2 protein-coding genes are annotated in these 14,110 nt (G+C 66.9%); both read right to left on the reverse strand.

Annotation, left to right across the window (positions count from 1 at the left end; translation table 11 throughout):
• Positions 1 to 15: 15 nt before the first annotated feature.
• Positions 16 to 5,238 carry a non-ribosomal peptide synthetase gene (locus BOX37_RS05960; RefSeq protein WP_071926762.1) on the reverse strand — a complete coding sequence of 1,741 codons (5,223 nt, stop codon included), beginning with the start codon at positions 5,236 to 5,238 and terminating at the stop codon, positions 16 to 18.
• On the reverse strand, positions 5,235 to 13,670 hold the full coding sequence (locus BOX37_RS05965; RefSeq protein WP_071926763.1) for a type I polyketide synthase: 8,436 nt from the start codon (positions 13,668 to 13,670) through the stop codon (positions 5,235 to 5,237). Before BOX37_RS05965 ends, BOX37_RS05960 begins: the two co-directional genes overlap by 4 nt.
• Between the last annotated feature and the right edge of the window lie 440 nt (positions 13,671 to 14,110).

Consider the following 14,110-nt stretch of genomic DNA (forward strand, 5'->3'; position numbering starts at 1 on the left):
TCGCCACCGATTCCGTCAGAAGTAATAGAGTGCGCAGCCGACCTGGACGCCTGCGCCGACCGTGATGATCAGACCGAGGTCACCCGGCCCGGCGAGGTTGGCGCCGCGGCAGTGCCGCAGGGTGGCCGGGATCGACGAGGTGAAGAGATCGGGTCCGCCGTCGACGACGTCGACTACCCGAGCGTGCGGCACCCCGATCTTGCCGGCCAGTACGGACAGGAAGTTCGATGAGATCTGCGGCGCCAGGACGACACCGATGTCGGCCGGCGAGACCGACGCGGTGCGCAGCAGCTCGTCCAGCGCCTCCTCGATGATCTTCAGGTAGATGTCCTCGATTCCCGGGTCCTGTACGAATTCGAGTCCCGAGGTGCTGTGCACCCGCGTGAAACTCGAGATAGCGTCGAGGTATTCGGGATGGGCGGCGAAGTGGAAGGCGCCGAATCCGCCTTCTTCGGCACCAGCCACGGTCAGGACAGCGGCGGAGCCGATATGGCGGATACCCCGGCGCGCCGCTGACTCGCTCGGCACCTCGGGATCGGCTTCGGCGGCGACCACGAGCGCGGCGCGGGTCTGACCCGCTGCGATGGCGGCCGCCGCCGCATAGCAGGCCTTGAGGAATCCGGTGCCGCCGTCGAACAGGTCCAGTGCCAGTGTCGCCTGCTCGAACGGATCGTCGGGGTCCGGATTGATCGCCAGTCGGTCGGCGACGAAGGTCGCCGTGGCCGGTTCGACGAGGTACTCGTCGCGGAACACACCTGCGTAGACGACCAGTCCGACTTCTTCAGCGGCGCAGAAGGATTCATCGAGGCACTGCCTACCTGCCATGGTTGCGAGGTCGACGGCTCTTTCCTCGCCGGTCGGTGTGGCGAGCGCGACGGCCTCGAACCGCACCCTCGGGCCGGTAGCCGCGGGCGGCCTGCGATCCTCGGGCACTGGCCTGCGCTCGCCACGACGACCGTCTCGCACCCGGTCGGGCAGGTCATCGACGGTGTACAGGGCCGCACCGACGGTTTGCCCGGAACCGGTGATGCCGAAAAGGATTCGGTCACCCGATTGCAGATCACCGCTGGCGATCAGATCACCGAGGGCAACGAAATGCGTCGTCGACGCAGTATTTCCGCGATGCTCGAGATTCGACACGATGTTGCCCTGATGAACGGCGGAGCGCCCGATTGCCCGGTTGATCGTCGCCATCGCATCGTTGATCGAAGCCTGCGAGGTTTGGTGCACGATGATGCGGTCCACAGCTTCCGGTTGCCAGCCATGGCGTTCGAGCATCCGCATCGCGAACGGGACCGACTTGCGGACCGCGACAGCGGTCTGCTCGACCGCCTTGGTCCGCATGATCGCGCCCCCATGCGGCTGATCGGTCCGTTTGCCGATGCACAATTCGCTGTAGCGACTCAGCGTGCGCAGGCGCAGATCGTGGAAGCCGACGCCAGGCGAGATTCCGCGCTCGAGGATCACAGCCGCGCCGGCGTCACCGACAGTGAGACAGGCCAGCCGATCGTCGAGGAAGTCGGTGATCTCGCGCTGAGCCGTCGAGATGATGTGCGAGACGTACTCGCCGCTGACCACCATCGCCGTGCGGGCGCGGCCGGTTGCCAGGAACGCATCGGCGATCGCGATGCCGGTGAACATGCCTGCGCAGGCGTTCGAGACATCGAAGCTCACCGCCGAGGACAGTCCCAGTAGTCCCCGCAGCCGCATCGAGGTGCTCGGCTCAGAGATCAACCGACCGTCCGGGCCCTCGTTGTTGGAGATGTTGGTGCAGATCAGCAAGTCGATCTCGGTGGCGGAGTACGCGGAGCCGGCCAGGCATCGAGCGGCCGCCCGCTCGGCGAGATCAATGGTGAACTCGCCCGGCCCAACGACCCGGCGGGTCACGATGCCGGTCAGCTGTTCCAGTGGAATCTGCACCGGTCGATCACATCCGGCGAGCACCGCCGAGGTCGGCAGCACCGTGTCCGGCAGATAGACGCCCAGACTCTCGATCACCGTGTTGCCCACCGCCGCCGGCTGGACCGGCGCGATCATCGGCTGCGGGTTGGGTTGCGCGGCAACCTCCGACACCGCGAGTTCGGGTACTGCTCCATGATCGACCGCATCGGCGAGCGCGGCCACCGACCGGTGGCGGAACACCAGCTCCGGTGTCACGGCTATTCCCACATCCCGTGCGGCGGCGCATATCTGCATGGTCTGCGTGGATGCGCCGCCCAACTCGAAGAAGTCGTCGAATACGCCGACGGTGTCCAGCCCGAGAGTCTGCTGCCACAGCCCGGCCAGCGTCGCCTCGAGTTCCGTGCGCGGGGCCTGGTACACCGACGAGATATCGGGACGGGCGGTGTCGGGCTCGGGTAAGGCCCGGTTATCCCGCTTACCCGTCGGCGTGGTTGGGATGTGGTCCAGGAAGACGAATTGCGCCGGGATCATCGCGTCGGGCAAGCTGCCGCGCAGCCAGGCGCGCAGGTCAGCGATGCTCGGCCGCGCGTCGAGCTCGCTCGCCACAACGTAGGCGATCAGTCGCGGCTGGGCGTCACCGCGAACGACGACGGCGGCTGCACGCACCTGCGGACTCGCCGCCAATGCCCCTTCGACCTCACCCAGTTCGATCCGCACGCCGCGAATCTTGACCTGGTCGTCCGCGCGCCCGAGGTACTCGATTGCGCCGTCGGGCCGATAGCGCGCCTGATCGCCGGTGCGGTACAGCACACCGCGCGGTCCCGCGTCGACGAATCGTTGCGCAGTCAGCTCGGGTCGGTGCAGATAGCCCTGGGCGACACCGATGCCACCGATGTACAACTCGCCGGCAACACCGACAGGCACCGGATTCAGTTGCGCGTCCACAACATGGATCTGGGTGTTGGCGATCGGCCTGCCGATCGGAATGACCGGATCGATATCGTCACGGGCGCAGTCGAAATAGGTCACGTCGATCGCGGCCTCGGTCGGCCCGTACAGGTTGTGCAGCTGGGCGGGCAGCGTCGCGAAGAGTGCGTCGCGCAGGTCCGCGGTCAGTGCCTCACCGCTGGTGATCACCCGGCGCAGGCTCGTGCACCGCCCGGCGCCGGGGTCGTCGAGAAAGACGCGCAGCATCGACGGCACGAAATGGCTGACCGTCACCCCGTAGCGGGTGATTGCGTCGACGAGATAGCCGCTGTCGCGATGCCGGTCGGGCTCGGCGACCACGACCCGCGCGCCGGCCAGCAACGGCCATAACAGCTCCCATACCGAGACATCGAAGTTGGCGGGCGTCTTGTGCAACACCACATCTCGCTCGCCCAGTGGATAGGCGCGCTGCATCCAGAGCAGCCGATTGGCGATGCCGCGCTGGGTGTTCACCGCGCCCTTGGGCTGACCGGTGGTGCCCGAGGTGAACATGACGTACGCGGCGGAATCCGGCGTCACCGACTCGACGCGGGGAACGAACGTGCTGTCGCCGGGGACCACCTCGTCCACCAGCACTGCGACCGCTTGTGCGGGAAGCCGGTGCTGCACGCGGGAATCGGTGATCCAGACGGTGCTGTCGGCCTCCTTGCTGATCACCCTCAATCGCTGTGCTGGGTGCCGGGGGTCCACCGGCAGGAACGCACAGCCCGCCGTCAGGACTGCCAGTACCGCGATCACCGACAGCTCCGATCGTTCGATCGCGATGCCGACCACATCGCCGGGCCTGGCCCCGGCGGCGTGCACCCGCTCCGCCAGACTCCTGGCACGGTCCCACAGTTGCTGATAGGTGAGGTCGAGGTCGCCGAAGCTGACCGCGATCGCGGTCGGGGTGCGCGCGATCTGGTCGGTGAACAGGTCGAGGAGCCTGCGGTCACGGAATTCGGGAACCGCGGTGTCGTTCCAGCGCACCCGTTGCCGTTCTTCGTCGTCGGTCAGCAACGGCACCAGGCCGACCGATTCGGCCGGATTCGCCACCGCCGCACCCAGGAAACGGCGCAGGTGCTTGGCGAAGCGGTCGATCATGGCGGTGTCGAACAGGTCGCGGTTGTACTGCAGCACGGCCGACAACGTCTGGTCGCGTTCGACGACCATCAGCATCAGATCGACCGGAGCCCCGCCCTGGCGCAACGACAGCGGTTCGAAAGCGGGCGCTTCGGCGGCCCCGCTCGCCGACGTGGACGCCACCGACAAACGTGAGGTCTCCCAGGCGAAGAACACCTGGAACACCGGGGCGAACGCGGGATCACGGCCGGGGACCAGTCGTTGCGCGAGCAGCGCGAACGGAAGGTCCTGATGCGCCACGGCATCGAGCACCGTCCTGCGCGTCCGGTCCAGTAGCGTCGTGAAGGACGGATTGTCACCGAGATCGGTGCGCAAGGCCACCGAGTTCACGAAGTAGCCGACGATGCGTTCCGATCCCGGCATGTTGCGCCCGGCGACCGGCGAGCCGACGATGATGTCGTCCAGGCCGGAATACCGGTGCAGGACAGCAATATACGCCGACAGCAGTACAACCTGGAGGGTGACTCCGTTGGCCTGTGCAAGCTCGCGCAACGCCGTGGTCAGGCTCGCATCGATGTCGAAGGACCTGCTAGCTCCGGCGAAGGTCTGGGTCGCGGGTCGCGGCCGCAGGCCGGGCAGTTCGAGCGGGAGCAGCTCGCCGGCGAGCTGCTCCCGCCAGTGGTCCCATAGTTCCTCGCCGCGGTCGCTGTCGAGCAGGCTGGTCTGCCACTGCACATAGTCGGCGTATCTGCCCTCGATCTCGGGCAGAGCGGCTGCCGGATCACGGTAGAGCTCCGACAGTTCTGTGAGCACGATGTCCAGCGACCAGAAATCTACGACGAGGTGCGGCACCGTGAGCACCATGAGGTGTTCATCGGGTGCCCGCCGCAGCACGGTGACCTGAACCACCGGCCCATCAACCAGGTCGATCGGCGCGTCGAGCGCCGCGTCGAGCCAGTCGTCGAGGCGTTGGGCCGACCAGCTCGTCGCATCGAGCGCGCGCACCGGAATCTTCGTGTCCGGGTTCGGCACCGCCACCGGCTCTCCCGCAGACAGCCGGAAGATCGACCCGAGGAGTTCATGGCGGCGTACCAGGATCGCGAGCGCCGACTCGAGTCGTGCGATATCAATCGGCGTCCCCGAACGGCCTTGGTAGAGCAAGTTGTACGATGAGCTGTCGGGGGCGAGGACGGAATGGAACCACAGGCCGCGCTCACCATGGGAGAGCTCGCGCTCGGCCCTGGCCCGGAGCAACTGTTGGAGCAACTGACGCTTGTCGTCGATCACGAGCTTTCTCCCTCGCTGGTGAGCATCTGGGCCAGCAGCTCCTCGACCGCATGGTCGGAGAGTTCGTCCAAGTCGGCCAGCAGTTCGACGGCACGCTGATCGTCGATGCCGCCTTGCGGTGTTCTGGCGGCAGGCGCGGCGCCCACCGCCGGTTCGCGATCGAGAACAGTCAGCAGCCAGTCGGCGAACTCGGTGACGCTCGGTCCTGCCAGCAGCTTGACCACAGGCACGGTGACCGGCAGATCGCGTTCGATACGGGTACGCAGTTCCATCGCGCCAATCGAGTCCAACCCCAGATATCGCAGCGGCCGATCGCGATCGAAGCTCTCGACGTCGGCGCCCAACCTGCGGGCGATCACCTCGGTGACGTAGCCCGAGAGGACCGCGCCACGATCTGCCGGCGCCACGGCCCGCAGTCGGTCGAGCACATCGCTCGATGAGCCTGAATCTACTTCGGCCACAAGAAGGTCCGTGAATCGGGGCAGTGCGGCGAGACCAGACGGCAATGCTCCGTCGATGGGCAGGACCAGGGCGTGCACCGGGTCGGCCACCATGATCCGATCGAGGGCCGCCAGACCATCAACGGGGGCAATGGTGCCGAGGCCGAGGCCACCGACATGGGCGGCGCGCTGCCCGGTGGCGGCCAATCCCACCTCGCGCCACGGACCCCACGCGATGCTCGTGCCGGGTAATCCGCGCCCGCGGCGGTAGGCGGCCAGTTCGTCGAGAAAGGCATTCGCCGCGGCGTAGTTGCTCTGGCCCGGGGAACCGAGCACACCGGCCGCCGAGGAGAAGTAGACCATGAAGTCCAGGGTGTGGTGATGGGTCGCGGTATGTAGGTGCCAGGCTCCGTTGACCTTCGGCCTCAGCACCGCGGCCAGCGAATCCGCGTCCTGCCGATCGATGATCGCGTCGGCCAGAGTGCCTGCCGCGTGCACGATTCCGCGCAGCGGCGGCCCGTCGGCATCGATCCGCGCCACCAGGGCGGTCACGTCGTCACGACGGCCGACATCGGTCGTGCTCGTCGTCACCCGCACGCCGCTCGCGCGGAATCCCGCGATCGCAGCCTCGGCATGTGTGCTGGGCGCACTCCGGCCCGCCAGCACAAGATGCCTGGCACCACGCCGGATCAACAGTTCCGCGACCGCGAGGCCGAGTCCGCCGAGTCCGCCGGTCACTAGATACTTTGCGTCACCAGACAAGTGCAGCCGGTCCGCCAAGATGTCGGGCGCGGATTCGGCGGTGATGACCACCTTGCCGATCTGCCCGGCCTTCGCCATGAAGCGGAACGCGTCCTCGGCCTGCGATATCCGGAATGTCGTCACCGGCAGAGGTGTCAGCTCACCCGTACCGGCGAGCCGGAGGACTTCCCGCAACATCGCGCCAACGGCGGCAGGCCGCTCGACGGCCATGGCTGCGATGTCGACGGTGAAGTGCGCGATATTGCGTCGCAGCTGCCACAGGTCGATCGAGCGCTTCTCCACGACATCGCGTTTGCCGATCTCGATGAACCTGCCGTACGGGGCAAGCACGGCGAGACTGCTGCGGATCGCAGCTCCCGACAGTGAGTTCAGGACCACATCGACCCCGGCCCCGCCGGTGCTCACGCGAATCTGTTCGGCGAAGTCCAGCGACCGCGAGTCCATCACGTGCTCGATACCGAGCGAGCGCAGATAGTCGCGCTTGGCCGGACTTCCCGCCGTGGCGTGGATCTCGGCACCGACCCTCTGGGCGAGCGCGACGGCGGCCAGCCCAACACCACCGGTCGCCGCGTGGATGAGTACCCGCTCCCCCTTGCGCAGCCGGGCCAGCTCGCACAACGCGTGATAGGCGGTCACGTAGGCGATCGGGACGCTGGCCGCCGCGACCGGATCCAGCGACTCGGGCACGGGAGTGACGAGTTCGGCCGAGGTGGTCACGAAGGCGCCGAAGGCGGGCGATGCGAGTGCCGCGACAACATCACCCGGTGACACACCGGTCACCCCCTGCCCAACCGCGCTCACGGTGCCGACGCATTCGCCGCCGAGCTGGATGCGCGTATCACCCTCGGGCGGAATGACGCCCACCGCCACCGCGACGTCATGGAAGTTGAGACCGGCGGCCAAGACCTCGATCTCCACCTCACCCGGGCGCGGCTTTCGACGCTCGAGCCCACGCAATTCCAGATCGTCCAGCAGTCCGGGTTTGTCCTGAGCGACGGCAAAACCCTCGCCCTGCCGCGCGGACCTGCGGACTGGGCCGGGCGCCACGATCCGGCGCAGCCGAGCGACGTAACGAAGCTCCGCCCGCAGCGCCACTTCGGTTTCGGCGTCACCAGAGCTCAGCTCCCGCCACAGTGCCCCGATCTCGGATGAGCCCGGGTTGTCACCGAGATCGATTCTGGTACAGCGTAATTCGGGGATTTCGTGTTCCACCGTCCGCGCGATGCCCCACAGTGGCCCTGCGGCGAGTGCGGCGGTCGGGAGCTCGTCGCCCTCATCGACCACCTGGGTCGCGCAGGTCACGACGAACAGCCGCGGTGTTCGCGTCGGCCATTCCCGCCTGCTCAGCGCTTGTGCGAGGTGCAGTAGGTGGAGCGCGTTGTCGTGCGCGGCGCCGGCGGGTCCGTCTGCGGGATCGTCCGCCGCACCGAGATACACGACTCCGGTGGGGGCAGCGTCGATGAGGTACTCGGTGCCCGGCCGCAGCACCACTACCGATTGTCCCTCGGCGGCGATGCGCTCGCGGATCGCCTCGCTGGGCGATGACTCCCCGACGATGATCCAGTGCCCCGTAGCCGCGACGGGTGCGGGCAGTGGCCGTGTTTCCTGCCAGCTCAGCCGGTGGAACCAGCGATCGATAGCCGCCGCGCCGATGCTGTCGCCGGACAGGCGCCGCACTTGCAGACCGGTGCCCTCGGCCACCACACGTCCATCCTGCGACGTCAACTCAAAGCTGCCGAACAGGGTGTCCGCATCCGCCGCCGGGTCCGCCGAGCGCACTAGATGGCACCACCGTGCGGTGCCGATATCGCCGAAGACGCGCAGACTTCGCAGGCCCACCGGCAAGAACACGCTGTCGTCGGCGAAGTCGTCACCCAGCACGGTGGCGGCGAGCACCTGGAACGCCGCGTCGAGCTGTACGGTCGCCGCGGACACCGACGGTGCCAGCAGTTCGCCGGTAGGCACCGTCGCGCCGGACAAGCGCGCCACGGCCTCGCGGTCGTGCCGCCAGACCGTCTCGATGCGGCGGAATGCGGGGCCATAGTTGAAGCCCGCGGCATCGAGTTCCCGGTAGAAGTCCGCTCCCGGCATCGCTTCCCAGCCGTGCGGTGCTCCCACGGCCCGCTTGCCGGCCGGCGCCGCACCGGCCGGCAGGGGCCGAATCACGCCGTCGGACAGCGCTTCCCACGCGGCATCGACACCCTCGGCCGAGGTGCCCATCATCCGAAATGACATTCCGCCGCGCGCGTCACCGACCAGCGACAACTGCCACCGGCGCGTAACACCGTCAGCGAACAGCAGTGGGCTGTCGAACTGCATGTCGAGCAGTTCGTGCCCGTCGCTGAAGCGGTCGCCGCCGCTCACGCCGAGCAACGCAGCGTGGAGCGCGGCCGGTGCGGTCGGCGTGGCCTGCACACAGTGGTCGCGCAGGAATGGGGCGTGATCGAGATCGATGTCCCACTGCCAGAACTCGGTCCCCGAGTGGATCGAGGATGTCAACCGCTCGGAGGTGGACTCGCGGCCGGACTCGGCGGGCGAGGTAGGCCCAGTCCCCGCGATCCAGTGCACAGCGCGCTGCCACGGATAGGGCGGCAGCGGAACGAAAACGCCGCCATCGCCGGGGAATCCCGCGATATTGCCACCGCGGCAGTAGAGGGCCCCCAGCGTGGCGAGCAGCGTCGCGCTGTCCTCATCGTCGCGGACGCCGGACGGCAGCGCGGCGATCGGCGCGCCGTCGTGCGCGCCGGTGATGGCCGGGGTGAGCACCGGGTGCGGCGATATCTCGACGAATGTGTCGAATCCGTCGGCGACCATCCGATCGATCGTGGGCCCGAAAAGTACTGGTTGCCTGAGGTTGTCGCCCCAGTATTCTGCGCCGAACCCGACGATCGGCCCGACGGCACCGGTGACGGACGAATACATCGACACCTTGCCCTGCCGCGGGCGGACCTCCGCCGTGGCCGCGACCAGGGCGGGACGGAGTGGATCCATCTGCGGGCCGTGCGAGGCGATATCGACAGCGACTGTCCGGCAGAAGATGTCATCGCGCCGGAGTTCGGCGAGCACTTGGTCGAGAGCGGCTGGGTCGCCCGAAAGCACCGTCGACCGCGGGCCGTTGACCGCGGCGACCGCCACCGGCAGGTCACCGATTCTGGCCTCGGCCTGCTCCGGCGTCAGTTCGACCACCGCCATCGCGCCTTCGCCCGCCACGGTGCGCAACAGTCGGGAGCGGTGCGCGATCACCAGTGCCGCGTCGGCGAGATCGAGTACCCCTGCGACGTGTGCGGCCGCCACCTCGCCCATGCTGTGGCCGACAACGGCATCAGGCACCACACCCCAGGAACGCCACAGGGCAGCCAGTGCCACTTGCACCGCGAAGATCATCGGCTGCACGACGTCGACATCCGCCAGCCGCGACCGTTCCTCGTTGGCGTGCAACTCGTCGATCGCCGACCATCCCGTCGTGCGCCGGAGCTCCCGGTCACATGCGATCAGCGCGTCGCGGAACGCAGGCTCGTCGGCGAACAGCGGCCTGCCCATGCCGAGCCATTGCGAACCCTGCCCCGAGAAGACGAAGGCGAGCCGCGGCGCGCGCCCAGCCCGCACCCGTCCCGTCGACATGCCGGAACGGCCCTCACCGCGCAGGAACGCGGCCACCTGGTCGGCGGCTTCGGTCGCAGTGGTGGCGACCAGTGCGAGCCGGTCGTCGTGGTGCACCCGATGGGCCACCGCCGAGTACGCGATGTCGGCGAGGTCGGCACCATCGGTGGCGAGGAGGTCCCGGTATCGCTCGGCCAGCGCCTCCAGCGCGGCCGCGCCATTCGCGCTGATCGGCAGGAGGACGGGACGCTGAGCAGTCGGACCGGTCGGCTCCGGCGCGCGATCCGCGGGTGCGGCGGCCAATACGACGTGCGCGTTGGTACCGCCGAACCCGAAGGAACTCACCCCCGCGACCGGCACCCCGTCCGGCCACGACTCGACGTTCGTCACCACCCGCAGCGTGTCGCACGGAAGGCCGGTGCCGGGGTTGGGTTCGCGGTAGTGCAGGCTCGGCGGGATCGCACCGTGCCTCAGCGCCAACGCCACCTTGATCACGCCCGCGATCCCCGCCGCGGCTTCGAGGTGGCCGATATTGGATTTTACCGAGCCGATCGCGCACGCCCCGCCCGGCGCCCGCCCGTCAGCGAGTACCTCAGCGAGCGCTGTCGCTTCGATGGCGTCGCCCAGTAGCGTGCCGGTACCGTGCGCCTCCACGTAGGCGACATCGCCGGGTCGCACACCTGCCCGGCGGTAGGCGCTGCGGAGCAGCTCGGCCTGGGCGCTGCGGCTGGGCGCCATGATGCCGTTCGTGCGGCCGTCGTGATTGGTAGCGCTGGCGCGGATCACCGCGTACACCGACCTGCCCTCGGCCACGGCACGAGAAAGCGGTTCGACGACGATCACGCCCGCGCCCTCGCTGCGCACGTAGCCGTCCGCTGCGGCATCGAAGGTCTTGCACCGGCCGTCGGCGGCCATCACGCCCGCCTTGCCCATATTGATCGACAATGCGGGTGAGAGCAGCAGGTTTGCCCCGCCGACCACGGCCTTCGACACCTCTCCCGCGCGCAGCGCGGCGCATGCGGCGTCCAGCGCCACCAGAGAGGACGAGCATGCTGTGTCGATCGCGACGCTGGGTCCCCGGAAGTCGAAGTGATAGGAGATCCGGTTGGCGGCCACACTCAACGCGTTGCCGGTACCGGTGTAGGCGTCGATCCGGTCCTCGGTGGAGTAGTAGAGCCTGCCGTAGTCATTGGTCGAGATGCCGAGAAATACACCGACCGGTTGCCCCACAAGTTCGGTGGTGACCACACCTGCATCTTCGAATGCCTCCCAGGCCAATTCGAGCAGCAACCGTTGCTGGGGGTCGATGTGGTCAGCTTCGCGAGGGGAAATGCCGAAGAACTCGGCGTCGAACGACCGCACATCGTCGAGGAATCCACCCCACCGGACATCCTTGTGCGACCACCGGTCCGACGGAACGGGCCCGATCGTGTCGACACCGTCACGCAGGAGTTCCCAATAGGCATCAGGTCCGTCTGCACCAGGAAACCGGCATCCGATCCCAACGATCGCAAGCGGCTCCTCCGTCAGGTCTTCGCTGTGCTCCAACCCATGCTCCACCGGCGAGACGGCGGTGGCACCGACCGTGCTTGTGGCGCACAGATGCTCGGACAGTTCGGTGATGGTCGGGTACTCGTAGGCAACAGTCGGGCGCAACTCGACGCCGAACCGCATCGAGACCGCGCCGGCGAGTTGGACTGCGCGCACCGAATCCAAGCCGTAGTACGCGAATGGCTGACGTGGGTCGATCTCGGTCGTGGCGACACCGAGCCCGCGTGCCAGGTGCTCGACCAGCCACTGCGCGACGTCAGCCGCGTTGTGCTCGAGACGAGGCGACGCGACAGGCCCGGGAGGCGCGAACGCACTCGGCGTTGCCGGCGTCCACTGCGTCACCGTCTTCAGCTTGCCGGTTTCGAACTTCTCTCGGCAGGCGAACCTCTGGACCTTGCCGCTGGAGGTGCTCGGCAGGCTATAGCTACGCACGAGCACCACCGCTGAGACAGCTACCTCGTACTCGGAGGTGAGTGCTGCGGCGATCCTCCCGCACACACCGTCGAAGTCGGTATCCGGCGCAATGTCGCGGTCGATTTCCTGCACTACGACCAGCTGTTCACCCGTATCTGTTTGCACCGCAAACGCCGCGCCGCGCCCACGCAACAGCACGGGATCGATGTCTGCGACCGTGCCCTCCAGATCGTCCGGGTAGAGGTTGCGGCCACGCAGGATGATCAAATCCTTCAAGCGCCCTGCGACGAAGATCTCGTCTTCCTGGAGAAATCCCAAGTCGCCGGTGCGCAGATACGGGCCTGTATGGTGCTCGCCCGCGTCGACGAGCTCAGCGCCGAACGCCGCCGCCGTAGCTGCGGGGTTTCGCCAATATCCCTGGGCAACAGAGAGGCTCGAAATCCACACCTCGCCGACCTGATCATCGGCACACGGAACACGGGTATCCGGATCGACAACGACGACCCGCAGTCCGTTCTGCACCCGCCCACAGCCGACCATCACCGTCGAACCATCCGCTCCCGGAACAACCTCGACGATCCGGCGCTCATGCAGAGCCGAACGAGACAGCGTCCGTACCAGCGCTCCGTCCGCCCTGCGCGACCCGGAGATCAGCAGTGTTGCCTCGGCCATACCGTAGACCGGCTGCGCGGCAGCAGTGTCGAACCCCACCGGCGCGAAGGCCTCGGCGAATCGCTGCATGGTTTCCGCACGCACGAACTCTGCACCGCACAAGGCCGTACGCCAGCCGCGCAGGTCCAGCTGAGACCGCTCCTGTGGCGTTGTGGTACTGACACACAGCTCATGGGCGAAGTTCGGCGCAGCAGTGATGACATTGCGGTGCAAGGAGATTCGCTTGAGCCAGCGAATCGGTCGTAATACGAACGAAGCAGGAGACATCAGCTCCGAGCCAACCCCCAGATAGACCGAGGACAACACAGCGCCGACCAAACCCATGTCATGGTGCAGCGGCAACCAGAACACACCGACCATGTCATCGCCGATACCAGGCGAGCCGAGGGCCCCCCGGATACTCTCGACGTTATCGAGAAAGTTCCGGTGCGTGATCATCACGCCTTTGGGATCGCTCGTCGATCCGGAGGTGTACTGCAGAAGCGCGATATCATCCGGTGTGGGCGGGTCGTTCAACGGTTCGACCTGCCCGTCTGACGGGACGATCGACAGGGCATCCGAAGCGCACCAACGCAAATCCAGCGCCTTCTCGAAGGATTCGATGGCCTCGCGAGTCTCGTCCAGCGCGCTCGACGACGTCAGCGCGAAGTGGGCACCAGAGTCGTCGACGATCTTGCCGATCCGGGCGACCTGCTTCTTACCGACCGGAGAATACGCCGGCACCGCGACGGCACCGGCGAGGGCACAGCCGAACAGCCCCGCGATGAAGTGCAGGTGGTTCTCGTGCAGCAGCAGCACACGTTCGCCACGGGCACCCTCACCACGGAGCCAGTCGGCGACCGCCTCGGACCGTTCGCGCAGCTCACCATAGGTCCACTGCTCTGAGATCGACTCACCGTCAGGCAGGTAAGCGAATGCCATTCGGTCTCGATACGAATCAGCACGACTTACCAGTAGATGCGCGAGTGTAGGCGCGGCAGATTCACCGTTCATAAAAGACAGGCCCCCATAAATTCAAACTGAAAAGAATGATTCACCCGGTTACGTAGCGAGATTGCAGGAGCTGCGCGACCTGTTTCCAAGGATCTCGGGCATGAATAGCCCAAGGAGGTTGCTGATTCCCCATCGAATCCCCCGGTCCTGCAACCCCGATCGAGCCCGAGCCTAGCAGCGTCACCTACTCCATGCAACCATTACAAGATGTTCGTAACGCCAACGAGGGGTACACACACCTTCAACTTTCTCCACGGCCGAAACCTGTTGCAAGAACATGATTCTGACCCTCGACGGCAGGATTCTGTGCCGCTAGACTCCCCGGAGAATCACGCCGAGAGCGCTTCGAATCGACCCCTTGGTCAAATAGACAGGCGCGGCCCGAAATTCACCATGACGGTTGTCGCGCAACCGAAAAGCGCACAATTCATCAATTGTTC

Origin of the sequence: Nocardia mangyaensis (assembly GCF_001886715.1) — a bacterium.
Taxonomy (GTDB): Bacteria; Actinomycetota; Actinomycetes; order Mycobacteriales; family Mycobacteriaceae; genus Nocardia; species Nocardia mangyaensis.